Annotated in this window: 19 protein-coding genes; 9 read left to right on the plus strand and 10 right to left on the minus strand. The window is 41.3% G+C overall.

All coding sequences use genetic code 11. The annotated features are described in order from the left end of the window. The first annotated feature begins 21 nt into the window (after positions 1 to 21). The 3 genes from DRF63_RS00640 (at position 22) to DRF63_RS00650 (ending at position 2,960) form a co-directional block, all read left to right on the plus strand. Complete coding sequence (locus tag DRF63_RS00640; RefSeq protein WP_005595810.1) at positions 22 to 1,587, plus strand: L,D-transpeptidase family protein; 1,566 nt, start codon at positions 22 to 24, stop codon at positions 1,585 to 1,587. Between the two features lie 171 nt (positions 1,588 to 1,758). Continuing rightward, positions 1,759 to 2,313 carry a peptidoglycan L,D-endopeptidase MepK gene (gene mepK / locus DRF63_RS00645; protein ID WP_005595812.1) on the plus strand — a complete coding sequence of 185 codons (555 nt, stop codon included), beginning with the start codon at positions 1,759 to 1,761 and terminating at the stop codon, positions 2,311 to 2,313. Positions 2,314 to 2,330: 17 nt separating this feature from the next. Further along, positions 2,331 to 2,960, plus strand: a complete 630-nt coding sequence (locus DRF63_RS00650) for an MBL fold metallo-hydrolase (RefSeq protein ID WP_005595814.1) — start codon at positions 2,331 to 2,333, stop codon at positions 2,958 to 2,960. 2 nt (positions 2,961 to 2,962) lie between these two features. Here the strand turns inward: DRF63_RS00650 and DRF63_RS00655 are convergent, their stop codons facing one another. The 7 genes from DRF63_RS00655 to rsgA form a co-directional block, all read right to left on the minus strand. Further along, the gene (locus DRF63_RS00655; protein ID WP_005595816.1) at positions 2,963 to 3,712 is read right to left on the minus strand and encodes an LPS biosynthesis choline kinase; all 750 of its coding nucleotides are present in this window, start codon (positions 3,710 to 3,712) and stop codon (positions 2,963 to 2,965) included. Beyond that, the gene (locus tag DRF63_RS00660) at positions 3,709 to 4,083 is read right to left on the minus strand and encodes a YcfL family putative periplasmic lipoprotein (RefSeq protein WP_005595819.1); all 375 of its coding nucleotides are present in this window, start codon (positions 4,081 to 4,083) and stop codon (positions 3,709 to 3,711) included. Before DRF63_RS00660 ends, DRF63_RS00655 begins: the two co-directional genes overlap by 4 nt. Before the next feature lies 1 nt (position 4,084). Beyond that, a complete protein-coding gene (hinT, locus tag DRF63_RS00665) occupies positions 4,085 to 4,450 on the minus strand; it encodes a purine nucleoside phosphoramidase (RefSeq protein WP_005595821.1) in 366 nt (121 codons plus the stop codon). Positions 4,451 to 4,521: 71 nt separating this feature from the next. Beyond that, the gene (locus tag DRF63_RS00670) at positions 4,522 to 5,352 is read right to left on the minus strand and encodes a metal ABC transporter permease (RefSeq protein WP_005595823.1); all 831 of its coding nucleotides are present in this window, start codon (positions 5,350 to 5,352) and stop codon (positions 4,522 to 4,524) included. Beyond that, complete coding sequence (locus tag DRF63_RS00675) at positions 5,345 to 6,199, minus strand: metal ABC transporter permease (protein ID WP_043991704.1); 855 nt, start codon at positions 6,197 to 6,199, stop codon at positions 5,345 to 5,347. The genes DRF63_RS00670 and DRF63_RS00675 overlap by 8 nt, the downstream gene beginning before the upstream one ends. Then, a complete protein-coding gene (gene rnhB / locus DRF63_RS00680) occupies positions 6,200 to 6,793 on the minus strand; it encodes a ribonuclease HII (protein WP_005618717.1) in 594 nt (197 codons plus the stop codon). A 22-nt stretch (positions 6,794 to 6,815) separates the two neighbouring features. Beyond that, positions 6,816 to 7,850 (minus strand): small ribosomal subunit biogenesis GTPase RsgA, encoded by a 1,035-nt coding sequence (rsgA, locus tag DRF63_RS00685; RefSeq protein WP_005595828.1) that lies wholly within the window; start codon positions 7,848 to 7,850, stop codon positions 6,816 to 6,818. A 509-nt stretch (positions 7,851 to 8,359) separates the two neighbouring features. On the opposite strand from rsgA, the gene DRF63_RS00690 reads away from it, so the two are divergent. The 4 genes from DRF63_RS00690 to DRF63_RS00705 are packed head-to-tail and all read left to right on the plus strand — an operon-like array spanning position 8,360 to position 11,558. After that, on the plus strand, positions 8,360 to 9,250 hold the full coding sequence (locus DRF63_RS00690; RefSeq protein ID WP_005595830.1) for a transcriptional regulator GcvA: 891 nt from the start codon (positions 8,360 to 8,362) through the stop codon (positions 9,248 to 9,250). Beyond that, complete coding sequence (gene yjjG / locus DRF63_RS00695) at positions 9,250 to 9,930, plus strand: pyrimidine 5'-nucleotidase (protein WP_005595831.1); 681 nt, start codon at positions 9,250 to 9,252, stop codon at positions 9,928 to 9,930. Before DRF63_RS00690 ends, yjjG begins: the two co-directional genes overlap by 1 nt. Next, positions 9,930 to 10,913, plus strand: coding sequence for an HTH-type transcriptional regulator CysB (cysB, locus tag DRF63_RS00700; RefSeq protein ID WP_005595832.1), 984 nt, complete (start codon positions 9,930 to 9,932; stop codon positions 10,911 to 10,913). Before yjjG ends, cysB begins: the two co-directional genes overlap by 1 nt. Continuing rightward, on the plus strand, positions 10,914 to 11,558 hold the full coding sequence (locus DRF63_RS00705; protein WP_005595833.1) for a hypothetical protein: 645 nt from the start codon (positions 10,914 to 10,916) through the stop codon (positions 11,556 to 11,558). It abuts the gene before it with no gap. A gap of 78 nt (positions 11,559 to 11,636) precedes the next feature. On the opposite strand, the gene ansB is transcribed toward DRF63_RS00705, so the two are convergent. After that, on the minus strand, positions 11,637 to 12,686 hold the full coding sequence (gene ansB, locus DRF63_RS00710; protein WP_005595834.1) for an L-asparaginase 2: 1,050 nt from the start codon (positions 12,684 to 12,686) through the stop codon (positions 11,637 to 11,639). 303 nt (positions 12,687 to 12,989) lie between these two features. On the opposite strand from ansB, the gene pyrG reads away from it, so the two are divergent. After that, positions 12,990 to 14,627 carry a glutamine hydrolyzing CTP synthase gene (pyrG, locus tag DRF63_RS00715; protein ID WP_005595836.1) on the plus strand — a complete coding sequence of 546 codons (1,638 nt, stop codon included), beginning with the start codon at positions 12,990 to 12,992 and terminating at the stop codon, positions 14,625 to 14,627. A gap of 99 nt (positions 14,628 to 14,726) precedes the next feature. Next, positions 14,727 to 15,233, plus strand: a complete 507-nt coding sequence (locus tag DRF63_RS00720; RefSeq protein WP_005595838.1) for a DUF2301 domain-containing membrane protein — start codon at positions 14,727 to 14,729, stop codon at positions 15,231 to 15,233. Between the two features lie 45 nt (positions 15,234 to 15,278). On the opposite strand, the gene leuD is transcribed toward DRF63_RS00720, so the two are convergent. After that, positions 15,279 to 15,881 carry a 3-isopropylmalate dehydratase small subunit gene (gene leuD / locus DRF63_RS00725; protein WP_005595839.1) on the minus strand — a complete coding sequence of 201 codons (603 nt, stop codon included), beginning with the start codon at positions 15,879 to 15,881 and terminating at the stop codon, positions 15,279 to 15,281. A gap of 10 nt (positions 15,882 to 15,891) precedes the next feature. Continuing rightward, entirely contained in the window at positions 15,892 to 17,301 is a 1,410-nt protein-coding gene (gene leuC / locus DRF63_RS00730; protein WP_005595840.1) for a 3-isopropylmalate dehydratase large subunit, read from the minus strand. Positions 17,302 to 17,621 lie beyond the last annotated feature (320 nt).

Here is a 17,621-nt window from a genome sequence, read left to right on the forward strand (position 1 = left end):
CTCGGAGCTAAGGATTTTTATATGAGTAAGGCGAAAACCTTCAAATTACTGCCGTTAGTAATGCTTTCAAGTGTCGTTTTAGCCGAAACTAATGCAACTCATCTTCAGGCTGCATCAACAGAAAACGCAACGGTTAATCATGCGACATCGGATGCAATTTTACCCCAGCTAAGTTTTAGCGCTCAGCAGGCTAGAGCGGCTGAACTTGCAAAACGTGCGGATTATGTTTTTGAGCAAGAGCAGATTCGTTTGGAAGAAGAACGTAAATTGCAAGAAGCGGTGTTGAAAGTAAAGCAAACGGTCGGAGATAATCAGTTATTACTAACTAAATCGGTTGCTAAAATTTATTTGGATAACGATTATGCAAGTATGTGGAATGACAAGCATGCGGAGAAGCAATTCCTCAAGGAATACGCATTATTTGCCGCAAGCGGCGTATCAAGCAAATCGGCCAAAGCATTACAACAGATTTTAAATCATCCGGAAGGTTTGGGCAGAGATATCTTATTAACCGACGGTTTCTTAGATTATCTCTATTACAATAAAAACGTGTATAAAAATGCGAATCAATGGTTATACAACCTTGGCAGCTATAGCCCTAAATCACCTAGCTCGGAACAAATAAATCAATGGGTGGAATCGACTAAGAACGGTGATTCGGCTCAGTTCGTGGCAAATTTAGTGCCTCGTAATCATATTTATCAAGAAACGGTGCAACGCGTCTTAGCGATGTCTGCCGGCGGTAATACGGAGAAAGTAGCAAAAGCAAAGAAAACAAAAACGCCTGAGCTGGCAACGGCAACCGGTAACGATACGTTCTATAAATTAGCGTTAAATGCGCAAAGATTACGTATTATTCCGAGTTTTAATAACGGTATCTTTGTTAATATCCCCAGTTATCAACTATTTTACTTCCGTGACGGTCAGCTTGCATTACAATCAAAAGTGATTGTCGGTCGCGATGATCGCCGTACGCCGGTTATGTATAGTAAGCTTAGTAACGTAGTGGTTAATCCGCCTTGGAATATTCCGCCGACAATTTTAAATAAAGATATTGTGCCGAAATTGGCTAAAAATCCGGGATTCGCAGATGCCGCAGGTTATGAAATTTTTGACGGAAAAGGCAATAAAATTAATCCTCGCAGCGTGAATTGGGCACAATATGTGAACAGCAAAAATCTTCCTTACCGTATTCGCCAAAAAGCCGGTGATGACAGTGCATTAGGTCGTTTTAAATTTAATATGCCGAGTTCGGATGCGATTTATTTACACGATACGCCGAATCGCGGCTTATTCGGTAAAACGGATCGCGCGTTAAGTTCCGGTTGCGTACGTGTGGAACGTTCGGATGATCTGGCAAGTATTTTGCTGAAAGAAGCCGGTTGGAGTATGGATAAAAAACAAAAAGTATTGGCAAGTCAGAAAACCACTTCGGCTAATATTCGTTCGGACAATCCGGTTTATTTATACTATGTTACCGCATGGGTAGAGAACGGTAAGGTATATACGTTACCTGATATCTATAAATTTGATACCTCTATTCCGAAAAATGCGGTGAATTGGAGTAAAGTTAAAAGTGTGATCTAATTCACAAATATAAAAATTTCCGAGAAGTTTTACTTGCTTCTCGGAACTTTCTTTTTTAGATTAAACCTAATGGGCTTATTACTTAATAAGCCTTTATTTATGGTCGATAGTAAATAATTTGTGATAAATCATTTACTATCAATCATTACTCGTGAATAATGAGGAATAGCAATGAATCAAATCAATGTTCAACGCCGTAAGTGGTTATCGCTCGGCGGTCTTGTTTTAGGAGCAAGTTTATTGCCAAGCAAAGTAATGGCGCTTCTTTCCACTCCTACTCCGTTAGCGTTACGTTTTCGTAATATCAATACGGGCGATACGTATGCGGCAACATTCAGTAACGGTTCTCTTTCAAGCGGCGATTTAGGGAAATTAAATTACCTTATGCGTGATCGTCATACCAATCAAGTTAAACGAATCGACCCGATGTTATTCGTGAAATTAAATCAAATTCAGCAGCGTTTAGGTTTCCGTAATGCGGAAGTATTAGTGCTAAGTGGTTATCGTTCCGCACAAACCAATGCAAGAATGCATAGAACGCGACGCGGCGTAGCAAGTAACAGTTATCATATTCGCGGACAAGCGGTTGATTTTAGAATCTCCGGTGTTCCTTTGGCAAAATTAAAAGCGGCTGCGGAAAGTTTGCATAATGGCGGTGTCGGTTATTATCCTCGCAGTAATTTCGTTCATGTAGATACCGGCCCTGTTCGTACGTGGCGCGGTTAGGTAAGCGGTCTAATTTTATGTTTAATTTACAAATTATCCCGGTCAGTGCGTTTCAGCAAAATTGTAGCGTTATTTGGGATGATAATAAGAATGCCGCAATTATTGATGCGGGTGACGATGCGGATAAAATCATTCAGTTTGTCGAATCACAAAATTTAAAAGTACAAAAGCTATTACTTACCCACGGTCACTTAGATCATATTATGGCGGTTGAAAAAGTCAGAGATCACTTCGGTGTGGAAGTATATGGCTCTCATATTGATGATAAACCGTTATTTGAACAATTGCCGCAAATGTGCGAAATGTTCGGTATTCCGCCGGTTAAAGCGTTTTTACCGGATCATTGGTTAAGTGAAGATGATAGGGTGGAAGTCGGTGCATTACGATTCTCCGTCCGTCATTTACCGGGACACGCACCGGGGCATATCGGTTTCTTTGATTTTGAAAACAAAATCGCTTTTAGCGGCGATGTGTTATTTAAAGACAGTATTGGACGAACCGATCTTTATCTCGGAAATTTAGATGTGTTACTCAACACGATCCGCACTAAGATGTTCGATTTGGACGATGATTTTATTGTAGTTGCGGGTCATGGTCCTCATACTACAATTGGGCGTGAGAAACAGCATAATCCGTTCTTAAAATAGTTTTATGGCTCGAGAATCGTAAACCATAATTGATTTAACTGATAAATGGCAGAATGATATTCTGCCATTTTTCGTTTAAATTTCCCTTCATTGAATTGTGTTTCTTGCAGATATATACGGAGAAACTCGGTCTGTTGCTGTTGGTTGATTGCAGGATTGGCACTGAAAAGCATCGCAATCTCTAATGCAGGATCCGACACGGCACTATATTCCCAGTCAATCAAATACAAGCGGTCATTTTTTTCAATAAAATTACCTAAATGCAAATCATGGTGGCAGATTGCTAATGTGAAAGGTTGAATCGTTTGAAATGGAGGGCGAAATCTCAATGTCGCTTGTTTTGTAACAGGGAGTTTTTGCCATAAAAATTGACAACGCTTGGCAAGATCGAGCTTTGGTAATGATTCGGTAATTGGAAAAAGATGTAATTCGGCAAGTTGCAATGCCAGTTTGTTTAATAATGATGAACTGAAACAGTTAGCTGTATTACCTTCAATCCAAGTCAATAAACTGGAATTTTCATTGTGGTAATAGACTTTTGGAGTGAAAGTCAAGCGTGTTAGATAGTGTAAAATTTGTGCTTCTTGAGCGTAATTGATCCCGAAAGCTGTCGCTCGATCATTTTGTTGGCGTAAAACAAATCGCTCGCCGGAGGCGAGCTGAATCTGTTGGCTGCAAGCGGTCAAACCTGCTAAATTTTTGCAAAAAACGACCGCTTGTTGTTGGCTTTCAAGCCAATCAAGTGTATTCATCGGTTACCACGTAAATAGATACGATAATTGCTGCTTTCAGCGGTTGGTTTTTCAAGTGAAAGTGTTTGTGACTGTTTACCATTTAGCCATAAACTCAACCAAGGTTGCATCGATATATTGTTATTGGTTTGTGTAATGCCTTGATTATCATACCAAAACAATTTATAGGATAAGTTAAGCGGATACTCAGTTAAATTCGTAACGGAAACTTTTTCACTTTTCGCATCAATTTCAATCTGTGTCGCAATTTGAGCTTCAACATTTACAATCGGAGCGGATTTCCCTTTGATATAACTTTGCGGATTACTGCCGCAAGCGGTTAAAAAAAGCGAAAAAACTGCCAATGACCAATAAGATTTTAACTGTTTCATACTATTTGTTGTTTAACATTTTGCCTAAAGGCTCGCCGCCGACTAAATGCATGTGGATATGGAATACTTCCTGACCGCCGTGTACGTTACAGTTCACAATTAAACGATAACCGTCTTCAGCAATGCCTTCTTCTTTAGCAATTTTTGCCGCCACAGTAAATAAACGACCTAATGCTAATTCGTCTTCTGCTTCAACGTGGTTTACGGTCGGGATTAATTTATTCGGCACGATAAGAATGTGAGTCGGTGCTTGTGGGGAAATATCACGGAATGCAGTCACTAGTTCATCTTGATAAACAATTGCCGCCGGGATTTCTTTGCGAATAATTTTACCGAAAATTGTTTCTTCAAATGTGGTGTTTGACATAGGTATTCCTTATGAGAGTGTTGTTTAGAAATAATAATTCTCTAATTTTTTGGCAAATTTTGCAAAAAATTTTACCGCTTGCGCTTTTGAAAGTGCTTGCTAATTAGCACAATCACAAAAACAATCGATTGAATTAGAATAATTGTCGGGCCGGTAGCCGCATCAATATGATAACTCAAGATCGTACCTAAAGCGGATGAACTTATCGCAATCGTCATCGCTATTGCTAACATATAGTCGAATCGGTTTGATAATTGGTAGGCGGTAATTCCGGGAGCAATGAGCATTGCAACGACTAAAATCACACCGACAACCTGCATTGCACTAATGATGGTTAAGGCTAACAGTGCAAGTAAGCCGTAATGTAACCGTTTTACCGGTAAACCGATAACTTTGGCATGATTACTATCAAAGCAATAGAGCAAGAAATCTTTACGTTTAAAGATAATAACGCTGAAAGTTAGCGTGCAAATGATGATAGTTTGAATTAATTCGTTTTGAGTTACCCCGAGCAAATTACCGAATAACAAGTGAGTGAGATGTTGGTCGCTCGGCAAGGCGGTAAATAGCACGATACCAAGCGCAAATAAGCCGGAAAACATAATGCCCATAATGGTATCTTCTTTTAAACGAGAATTCTCTTTGAGATAGCCGACGGAAATCGCACAAAATAATCCGGAAGTAAATGCCCCTATAGCTAAAGGTAAACCGAGTAAGCTGGATATTACCACTCCCGGCAATACTGCATGAGAAATTGCATCGCCCATAAGCGACCAGCCTTTTAAAATCAAATAACAAGACAATACCGCGCAAACGGAAGCGACTAATACCGCAGTAAACAAAGCGGTTTGCATAAATTCAAATGCAAAAGGCTCAACGAACCATAGCACTAACTCATTCATTGATTGCCCCCAAACGCTTACTTTTTTGGCTAATCAAACCGTATTTAGGCGCAAAGCAAAAAGCCAATAAAAAGATACAGGTCTGTAAGCAAACAATCACACCGCCGGTCGCACCGTTTAAAAAGTAACTGAGATAGGCACCGATGCCACTGCTGAGGCTACCGATAAGAATGGCGATAATAACTAAACGAGGGAATTTGTCTGTCAGTAAGTATGCTGTTGCGCCCGGGGTAACAACCATTGCAATTACTAAAATTGCGCCGACCGTTTGCAATGCGACCACGACACAAGCACTTAATAAGGTGAAGAATAAAATTTTGTAGCGAAGAGGAGAGAGCCCTACAGACAACGCATGATGTTCATCAAAAAAAGTCAGTAGTAGATCTTTCCAGAAAAAGATAAGACCAAGCAGCGATAACCCGATAATGATCGCAACTTGCCATAGATCTTCGTCTGCAATGCCGAGGATGTTGCCCATTACAATCGCATTAACATCAACTGAGGTTGGGTTAAGCGATACAATAAACATGCCTAGTGCAAAAAATGTGGTAAAGATAAAGCCGATAACCGCATCTTCTTTTATTCGAGTAATACTTTTTACCCATAAAATAGCAAGAGCGGCGAGAATACCGGAAAAAAATGCGCCGAAAGCATAAGGGAGTTTTAACGCATAAGCGATGGCAATGCCCGGCACTACGGCATGTGAAAGGGCGTCACCGATTAAAGACCAACCTTTTAACATTAAAAAGGCGGAGAGAAAGGCACAAACCACACCAACGCCCATACTGACGAAAATCGCTTTTTGCATATAGTTATATTGGAAGGGTTCGAGTAGTAGTTCTAGCATTTATAAACCTAAGATTTTCTTCACCGGGGCGAAGCTCTTTCGGTGAAAAGGGGTTGCCCCGAATTGTTCCAGTTTTTCAAAATGTAGTTTAGTCGGATAGCCTTTATGCTTTGCAAAGCCGTATTCCGGATATTGCACATCTAATTCAGCCATTTCCTGATCTCGGGCAACTTTGGCTAAAATGGAAGCTGCGCTGATCTCGGCAACTAAACTATCTCCTTTTATGACCGCTTGTGCCGGCATCGGTAAAGTTGGAATACGGTTGCCGTCCACCAACACGAAATCGGGCTGAATATTGAGTCCGGCAACCGCCCGCTGCATAGCGAGCATTGTTGCGTGCAAGATATTCAACCGATCGATTTCTTCCGGTTCGGCACGCCCTAAAGACCAACAAAGCGCTTTTGCTTTAATTTCCTCCGCTAAAAGCAAACGCTTCTTCTCCGACAGTTTTTTAGAGTCGGCTAATCCTTCAATCGGATTATTCGGAGCTAAAATCACGGCAGCGGTGACCACCGCACCGACTAACGGGCCTCTACCGACTTCGTCCACACCTGCGATCAAGTGGGCATTAGGATAAATGAAATTTGTACTCATTGCTATTGATTCTTATTTAATTTTATTCTTCCGTTCTAAAATGACGCTGACTTTTGGTTTCATCACGGCTTTCAATTAATCGATGATAGTTTTCGAAACGAATTGCATTAATTTCACCTTTTTCGACCGCTTCTCTCACCGCACAGCCCGGATCCGATTTATGTTTGCAATCTCGGAATTTACATGTGCCTAATACCGATTGAAATTCACGGTAACCAAGCGTGATTTGTTCCGGCTCTAAATGCCATAAACCGAATTCACGAATCCCCGGCGAGTCAATTAAATTACCCCCTTGCGGTAAATGGTATAAGCGAGAAGATGTGGTCGTATGCTGACCTAATCCCGAAATATCGCTTACCGCACCGGTCAAAGCATTAACCTCCGGTAATAATTGGTTGATTAGGCTTGATTTTCCTACCCCGGATTGTCCGACGAAAATTGAAGTGCCGCGTGATAAATAGCGGTCTAATTTTTCCATATTTTCACCGGTATCGGCAGACAGACAAAGGGTTTCATAACCGATATTTTCATAAATGGCTAATTGCTTTTGCACTTCTTGTCGTTCGGATTCCGAAAGCAAATCAATTTTATTTAGCACAATAAGCGCAGGAATTTTAGCGGTTTCACAAATCACTAAGTAGCGATCAATAATATTAAGCGAAAGTGTGGGTAATACGGCGGAAACAATAATGATTTGATCGATATTTGCCGCCATCACTTTGATACCGTCATAATAATCGGGACGGCTCAATTCATTTTTACGCGGATAAATTGCTTCAATCACACCGCTAATGCCTTGTAACTGCTCGTTGCCTTTTCGCCAAGACACCTGATCGCCGACCACCACGTTTTTTAAAGTACGGCGAAGATTACAACGATAAATTTCACCTTGTTCGGTTTCTACATCGGCGTGTTTGGCATGGCGAGTAACCACAATACCTTGTTGAACTTCGCCTAGCATTTCGTTTTGCCATTCCAATTCGGGTTTTGCGATTTTTTTATGATGATTCGATTTGATTCTGCGTTGTTGGTTTTGGGTCAGTCTGCGTTTACTCAAAGGATTTCTCTTAGATGATCGAAATAAGTTGAAAGGATACTATAAATCGCTTTGTTTATGTAGTATCGGAAGAATGAAGTTATCGAAGCTGACGGATAAAAAATGCTATCATTTATACGCACAGATAAGAAATTTTAATGAAAATAGCGCTCTGATACTGGCGGGATTTATTCATTCTGATACAATAGAAAGGCTCTAAACGAAAAAAACCGTCCAAAATGGACGGTTATAAACCAAAAAGGTTCAAAATATACAGGAAGTGAAACGAGTAACTTGATGTTACTCCAGTCTAGTTTCCTAGACCAATATGCAAACACAACATCATACTTAAAAATCTGAAATAGCTGAATTTACCGTAATAAACCGGAAACTTAAGCTATCACTATCCGTCTAAGTACGGCGCGCATTATAGTGATGTTCGACCAGTATGACAAACTAAAAAATTTAATTTTATCTATCAAAAAAAATAATGTAGTCACATTCCGTTTATTAACCAAGAATAATTATCTATGAATAAAAGACTTCCCCCTCTCAACGCGTTAAAAGCATTTGAATCTGCCGCGCGCCATTTGAATTTTACTAAGGCGGCGGACGACTTATTTGTAACGCAAGCCGCAGTCAGTCACCAAATCAAGTTATTGGAAGACTTTCTGGGCGTTTCGCTTTTCCATCGAAGAAACCGCTTGCTGGAGCTTACCGAAATCGGTGCGCAATATTTTGAAGAAATTCAACCGCTTCTCGAACAGATTGCAGTGGCGACCGAAAAGGTTAAATTAAAAAACAGCCGACAAATTTTATCGATCAGTACCACGCCGTCATTTGGTATGCATTGGTTGGTACCTCGTTTAAACAAGTTTCATAAAAAATATCCGGATATCGAAGTGCGTTTAACCACCGCTTCTCAAGATGAAGGCTTATTAGGCAAAGATATTGATGTCGCGATTTATTACGGTTCGGGCAATTGGCAAAATCTGGAAGCGATTGAACTCGTTCAAGCGCGTATCATGATTTTAGCCTCGCCGGAATATTTGCGAGATCATCCGATTACCAAACCTGAAGATTTAGAAGGTAAAAATTTAATTCACGTTTGTTCGCATACCAAATGGAAGCAAATGGCGGAGCATCTTAATTTAAATAATTTAGAAGTCGAATCAGGCCCGATGTATTCGAATACTTCAATGGGAATGCAAGCGGCGAAACACGGTCAGGGCGTTGTGGTGGCAAATAGAATACTCGCGCAAAATGCCATAGAAGAAGGTTCGGTAATCGAGGCTTTCACGACGGACGTTTATGACGAGAAGGCGTTTTACGTGGTTTATCCTCCGCAAATGGCAGAGATTGCGAAAGTTAAACATTTTGTCGAGTGGATTACGCATGAAATCAAAGGAAGTTATAAATAATGAAGTATGATTGGGTTTTATTTGACGCTGACGAAACGCTTTTTTCGTTTAATTCGTACTTAGGTTTAACCTCTATGCTGAAGCGGTACGGTATTGAATTTACGCGAGAAGACTATGAAGCGTTTCAGGCGGTCAATAAACCGCTTTGGGTGGCTTATCAGAATAATGAAATTACCGCTCAAGACATTCAAACCCGCCGTTTTGCCAAATTATCGGCGCAAACCGGCATAGACGCATTGCAACTTAATCAAGAGCTAATGGCGGAAATGGCATTGGTCAGTAAACCGTTGGACGGTGTAATGGCTATGTTGGAACAGCTATACGGTAAAGTAAAGATGGGGATTATCACTAACGGCTTTACCGAATTACAGCAAAAGCGATTAGCGAATACGCATACCGAGAAATTTTTTGAGATTGTCGTCGTATCGGAACAAATCGGTGCAGCCAAGCCGGATCGACAGGTGTTCGATTACGCTTTTACTTTGATGGAACAGGAAGACAAAACCAAAGTGTTAATGGTTGGTGATACGCTTGCATCAGACGTTTTAGGCGGTAATAATGCGGGTATCGATACCTGTTGGTTTAATCATTCGAAAAGTAAGAATGAAACACAGATTCGCCCGACTTATGAAATTAGCTCAATGGATCAGCTTATTGAGATTGTTAAAGGAACCGAATAATGAAATTACAGCAATTACGCTACATCGTTGAAATTGTAAATCAAAATCTGAATATTACCGAAGCGGCGGAAACACTTTACACTTCTCAACCGGGCATTAGTAAGCAGGTACGTCTATTGGAAAGCGAACTCGGAATTAATATTTTCGAACGAAACGGTAAGCATATTAAAGGATTAACGCCGGCGGGAGAAAAAATTGTCGCGATTGCCCGCGAATTACTGGTAAAAGCGCAGAGTATTAAATCGGTGGCGGAAGAACAGACTCGTCCGAATCGAGGCGTCTTACGCATTGCAACGCCGAATACGCAAGCGCGCTATGTTTTGCCGCCGATTATTGAGAAATTCAAAGCGAAGTATCCGGAGGTCAGCCTACAATTACATCAAGGTTCGCCAAGTCAAATTTACGATGCCTTAATGGCGGGCGAAGTGGATCTGGCGATTACGACCGAAGCGCAGCATTTATTTGAAGATGCGATCTTATTGCCGTGTTATTTATGGAATCGTTCCGTCATTGTGAAGCCGGATCATCCGTTAGTAAAATTTGTGAACCAAAGCGAGAATTTAACGGTCGAAGAACTCGGTAAATATGATTTGATTACTTATACTTTCGGCTTTACCGGACAATCCGATCTCGACCATGCGTTTAATAAAGAAGGTATCTTACCGCATATCGTGTTTACCGCGACGGATGCCGACGTCATTAAAACTTACGTGCGTTTAGGCTTAGGGGTCGGGATTATGGCGTCAATGGCGCATACGCCCGCGGACAGTGATTTGGTGGCGATTGATGCAAGTCATTTATTCCAATCGAGTATGACGCAAATCGCATTTAAACGCGGCACTTTCTTACGTAATTATATGTATGATTTTATTAACTATTTCTCGCCGCATTTAACAAAGATGCAAGTAGAGAAAGCGGAACAATTAAGAGAGAGCAATGCTATTCTTCGTTTGTTCGAAAGCACTAAATTAGAGGAAAAATAGATGGGATTTATTAAAAAAATCGCACTTTCGTTTGTTGCAATTTTTGCATTAATTTCAACCACTTGGGCGGATGATTTTAATATAAAATATAGTTCTAATTACCTAATGCCGGCTTATGTGCATTTTAAAAACGGCGGCGGTCAATATTCGATTCAATCGAAAATTAACGTGCCGTTATATAACATTGTTTTTTCAGCGAAAGGCACGGAGCGTAACGGTCAATTTAATATGTTGAGCTATCGCGATACGCGTAACGGCAAAACTTACGCCTTAGCTGAAATTGATTCCAGTACGGTGAAGTACGGCAAAGCGAAAGATCCGTTAAAACAAGAGGCATTAACTATGCCGACATTCGATTTATTTACCACCGCATTTCAGTTAAGTTATTACGATCAATTACCGACAAGTTTCCAAACGACCAACGGTAAGAAATTATATCCGACACCGAATGTAAAATTGCATAAAGTACAAAAAGCGGTAACGGTAAAAGGTCAAACTTATCAAGAAATTACTTATAGTTTTAAAACCAGTGATCACAAAGCGATTACCGTGAAAAAATACGTAGGTGAAAAATTCCCTCGTTATATTTCATATAATCGTGACGGTGATAACTACGAGCTAACCTTTGATAGCTTTGTAAAATAGGCGACGGTTACAAAAAGACAAGCGGTCTATTTTTCGCAATTTTTTGCAAGAAATAGACCGCTTGTTTATAAGCGAAAACTAGAAGTCTTCAAAATATTGTTGAATCGTATTAATGTCTTTGGTTTGGGTTAAGGCAAGTTGTAATAATACACGTGCTTTTTGCGGGTTGAGCGTACCGGATGCCACAAAACCGTATTTAGAATCGTCCACTTCCGCATCACGAGTGGTATAGCCGGTCGGCACTCGTGAAGAGCGAACCACCGCAACACCGTTTTTCGCCGCTTGTTCCAGTAACGCTAAATTCGCCGCATTCATATTACCGTTACCGACACCGGCAACCACAATCCCTTGATAGCCCGCATCCAATAAGGCTTTAAGCGGCTCGGTCGGCATATTTGAATAAGCGTAGATAATACCGACTTTCGGCAGTTCATTGAGCTTATCAACCGTAAACGGGGTATTTAACGTGTGTTTACTTTCCGGCGCACGTTCGTAATCGACTTTGCTGTTATGAATATAGCCGAGCGTACCGAAGTTCGGCGAACTGAATGTTTGCACGGCGGTAGTACTGGTTTTTGTCACGTCTCTCGCACCCAGTACCACATCATTCATTGCGACTAACACACCACGTTTTGCCGATTTTTTATCTTTCGCTACTACAATTGAATTATATAAATTCAGCGGGCCGTCCGCACTTTTCTCCGTTGCCGGACGCATTGCGCCGACCAACACCACCGGTTTATCGCATTTTACCGTCATATCGAGGAAATAAGCGGTTTCTTCCATCGTATCCGTGCCGTGAGTAATGACAAAACCGTCCGTATTAGCGCACTGACTATTTACGGTTTTGGCTAATTTCAGCCACACTTCGTCACTCATATCTTGTGAACCGATTTTGACTACCTGTTCGCCTTTAATATTAGCGAGCGTTTTCATTTCCGGTACGGCTTCAATTAAGGTATCAATGTTCAATTGTCCTGCTTGGTAAGCCGAACTCACCGCACTTTGTCCGCTGCCGGCAATCGTTCCGCCGGTTGCCAATATCGTGATATTCGGTAACTCCGCGGCATACACACTCGAAATTGCCATAGAAAGAACAGCAGATAAAGCAAGTTTTTTGAGTTTCATATAAGCTCCTTAAGATTTGAGAAAGATAAAATAATTATCCCATGGAACGCAGAACGGATAGAAACACTTGCCTCTTATTCTTTGATCTTGTTCACAAAATTTATCCGTAAAAGAAGCGGGTGAATTTTTCGTTTTATTGCGAAACAAAGTTGTAAAAAATTGGTTAAATTTGACCGCTTGTTGATTTTTCCGATAGCCAAAAAATACGTTTTACTATATACTAGGCTCCCGTCCTGATAGTTTTTATTTACTATCCATTCCGAATTTCTTATCTATTTAACTGATTAATCAAAGGCAGACAAAATGGCAACGAATTATATTTTCGTGACGGGCGGTGTTGTTTCATCTTTAGGCAAAGGTATTGCCGCTGCATCTCTCGCATCAATTCTCGAAGCTCGTGGTTTAAACGTAACCATTATGAAGCTGGATCCTTATATCAATGTCGATCCGGGTACAATGAGCCCGACGCAACACGGTGAAGTTTTCGTTACGCAAGACGGTGCGGAAACCGATTTAGACTTAGGTCACTATGAGCGTTTTATTCGTTCTAAAATGAGCAAAGCGAACAACTTTACCAGCGGTAAAATTTACTCCGAAGTATTACGCAAAGAACGCCGCGGCGATTATTTAGGTGCGACTATCCAAGTAATCCCGCACATCACTAACGAAATTAAAGAACGTGTGATTGAAGGCGGTAAAGGTCGTGATGTGGTGATCGTGGAAGTCGGCGGTACGGTAGGCGATATTGAATCATTACCGTTCTTAGAAGCGTTACGTCAGTTAGCGGTGGATGTCGGTCGTGAAAAAACCTTATTTATGCACTTAACCTTAGTGCCATACATCCCAACTGCCGGCGAAGTGAAAACCAAACCAACGCAACACTCGGTAAAAGAATTACTTTCAATCGGTATTCAACCGGACGTGTTAATTTGCCGTTCGGATCGTGCGATTCCAAGCAACGAGCGTAAAAAAATCGCATTATTCTGTAACGTGCCGGAACGTGCGGTAATTTCCTTAAAAGACGTGGATTCGATTTACCGTATTCCTGAATTACTCAAATCACAAGGTTTGGATACTTTTGTTTGCGATCGTTTCCGCTTAGATTGTCCGGAAGCGGATTTAAGCGAATGGGAACAAGTGCTTTATCGCCAAGCGAACCCGACCGGTGAAGTGACTATCGGTATGGTAGGTAAATATGTGGAATTACCGGATGCGTATAAATCGGTAAACGAAGCGTTAAAACACGCCGGTTTAACCAATCGCTTAACGGTCAATATCAAGTATATTGATTCGCAAGATATCGAAACCAAAGGCGTTGAATTACTCCATGGCTTAGATGCGATTTTAGTGCCGGGCGGTTTCGGCTACCGTGGCGTAGAAGGTAAAATCCGTACCGCACAATATGCGCGTGAAAACAAAATCCCTTATTTAGGTATTTGTTTAGGTATGCAAATCGCACTGATCGAATATGCACGTAACGTAGCAGGTTTAACCCAAGCAAATTCATCCGAGTTTGATAAAGATTGTCCGCAACCGGTAGTGGGTTTAATTACCGAATGGCAGGATGAGTCGGGTAATGTGGAAACACGTTCCGATGAGTCGGATTTAGGCGGCACAATGCGTTTAGGCGCACAACAATGTCACTTAATCGAAGGCACTAAAGCACGTGAAGTTTATGGTGCGGAAACGATTGTTGAGCGTCACCGTCACCGTTATGAAGTAAACAATACTTTATTACCGCAAATCGAAGCGGCAGGCTTAAAAGTGAGCGGTTTATCGGCAGACCGTAAATTAGTGGAAATTATTGAAATTCCAAACCACCCTTGGTTTATTGCGGCGCAGTTCCACCCGGAATTTACTTCGACACCGCGTGACGGTCATCCGTTATTTGCCGGATTTGTAAAAGCGGCGAAAGACTATCAAGATAGCCATAAAGCGTAATCAACTATTGCTATAAAGTGAGGCGAGTTTTATACTCGCCTTATTTTTTACAAAAAATAACCAAAATTTAACCGCTTGATTACATAAAAGGAGAAAATTATGGCAGATCCGCATATTAAATCCCCAATGGATTTTTGGGATTACTTTACGGTAATTATGTATCGTTTAGGTTTTGTAGTCGCGAGTATTATGGTCTTGTTACTGCCTTACCAAACGGAATGGGCTTCGTTCGGCTTGTTAATCGCCGGTACGATGTTAGCTTCTTCACTTCATCTTTATCTTAAGCGATTCCGCCTTATTTTTCAGTTTGTCGCATGGATAGGGTTGCTTTGCCAAATCTTCGGTTTGCCGATATTTGCCTTGGGCGCAATGCTGTTGGTTGTCGGTGGGCTGAGTTACAAAGAATATTTCTGTTTTAGAGTATTCGGTTTAAATGCTCAACCGTTATTAGTCGCCGTCATTTGGTTGGCCATTCTGTTAGATCAAATGCTCTTACTCCAAATTTCAAGCGGCATTAGCGGCATATTGTTAGTGGTATTAAGTATTCAGAAGTGGCGAATGCCGTTACATTTCGATATCGGCGATAAGACGAAATTTGAGGTTTAATCATAAAAAAACGGCGTTTAAGCCGTTTTTTTATCTCAATTACTCTTAACGTAAAAATGCCGGAATCTTACTTTCGTAAGCAGTGATGGCATCTTCGTGTTGTAGGGTTAAACCGATATTATCCAAACCGTTTAGTAAACAGTGACGGCGGAATTCATCTAGTTCAAAACGATAAATTTTGTCACCGACCGTTACCGTCATTGCTTCTAAATCAATATGGATTTGTTTGCCTTCGTTCGCCCATACCCATTGGAAAATTTCTTCCACTTCTTCTTCGCTTAAGCGAATCGGAAGCATATGATTGTTTAAGCTATTGTTATAGAAAATGTCCGCAAAGCTCGGGGCAATCATCACTTTGAAACCGTAATCGGCTAACGCCCAAGGTGCATGTTCACGAGAAGAGCCGCAGCCTAAATTTTTACGAGCCAGTAAAATGGTCGCGCCTTGATATTGCGGGAAATTTAATACGAAATCCGGATTTAATTGGGTTTCTTCCGCATCTAAATAACGCCATTCGTGGAATAAATGCTTACCGAAGCCGACACGAGTAATCGCTTGTAAGAACTGTTTTGGAATGATTGCGTCAGTATCCACATTCGCTGCATCAAGCGGAACGACTAAACCTGAGTGTTGTTTTAATCCTGCCATTTTTTTATCCTTAATTTAATTCCACGTGACGAATATCGACAAATTTACCGAACATTGCCGCCGCTGCCGCCATTGCCGGGCTAACCAAGTGGGTACGACCGTTACGACCTTGGCGACCTTCAAAGTTACGGTTAGAGGTTGAAGCACAACGTTCCCATTCGCCTAAACGGTCATCATTCATACCTAAACACATTGAACAGCCCGGATTACGCCATTCTGCGCCAGCCTCGATAAAGATCTTATCTAAGCCTTCTTTTTCCGCCTGTTCTTTTACTAAGCCAGAACCCGGTACAACTAGCACACGTTTTACGTTATCCGCTTTTTTACGGCCTTTCATTACTGCCGCCGCTGCACGTAAGTCTTCAATACGAGAGTTAGTACAAGAGCCGATAAATACTTGATCCACAGGGATGTTTTTCATATCGGTATTAGCGTCTAAACCGATATAGGCAAGCGCTTTTTCCGCTGAAGCTTTAGTGACCGGATCCGCCATTTCTTGTGGATTCGGTACCACTTGGTCAATACCGATGACTTGTCCCGGATTGGTTCCCCAAGTGACTTGCGGCGCAATATCTTTCGCTTCTAATACAACGACTGAATCAAAGACCGCATCATCGTCGGATTTTAAGGTTTTCCAATATTCAACCGCATCGTCCCAATCTTTGCCTTTCGGTGCGTGCGGACGATCTTTTAAGTAAGCGAAGGTGGTTTCGTCCGGTGCGACTAAACCGGCTTTAGCGCCGAATTCGATCGCCATATTACATACCGTCATACGGCCTTCCATCGATAAATCACGAATCGCTTCACCGCAGAATTCCACCACATGACCGGTACCGCCCGCCATAGTTGTTTTACCGATGATTGCCAGCACGATATCTTTGGCGGTAATGCCTGGGTTCACTTTGCCGCGAACTTCCACTTTCATACTTTTCGCACGCTCTTGTTTTAAGGTTTGCGTTGCAAGCACGTGTTCCACTTCCGATGTACCGATACCAAACGCAAGCGCACCGAAAGCACCGTGTGTTGCGGTGTGTGAGTCACCGCAGACAATCGTCATACCCGGTAGGGTTAAACCTTGCTCCGGCCCCATAACGTGTACGATACCTTGTTCTTTGGTTTGCATATCGAATAACGAAATCCCGTTCGCTTCACAGTTTTTCGCTAATTCTAAAACTTGGATTTTCGCCTGACCTTCTAATTTATTGACGTCACGCACTTGGGTTGAGATGCTGTGATCCATTGTACCGAACGTTTTACCGATTTGGCGTACTTGACGACCGGCGACACGTAAACCGTCAAACGCTTGCGGGCTGGTAACTTCGTGAATTAAGTGACGGTTGATATAAAGAATCGGCGTTTCGCCTGCGGCTTCATATACAACGTGGGCATCAAATAGTTTTTCGTATAATGTTTTTGCCATAATATTGTCCAACTCTGAAAGGATATTGTGAATGCATATAATAGGCGGTGAAATTTGCAAAATTTTTTGTAAAAATGACCGCTTGTGTAATGTTGATAACGAATATAACTGCTAAAAAATATAATGTAAAATGCTATTTTTATAAAAAATTAAGATTTTTATTCTGTTTAATAAGCTGATTAATGCTTGTTTTTATATATATATAGCATATTGTTCCGTTTTTTCTTTAAAGTATAGAGGCTTATCTATCGTTTTCGTTGTTTTCCAGCGCGATACCCTAAATGCTATTTTAACGGACTCGGTTACACTAAAAAGTAATT

Source organism: Actinobacillus pleuropneumoniae (assembly GCF_003290385.1).
Lineage (GTDB): Bacteria > Pseudomonadota > Gammaproteobacteria > Enterobacterales > Pasteurellaceae > Actinobacillus > Actinobacillus lignieresii.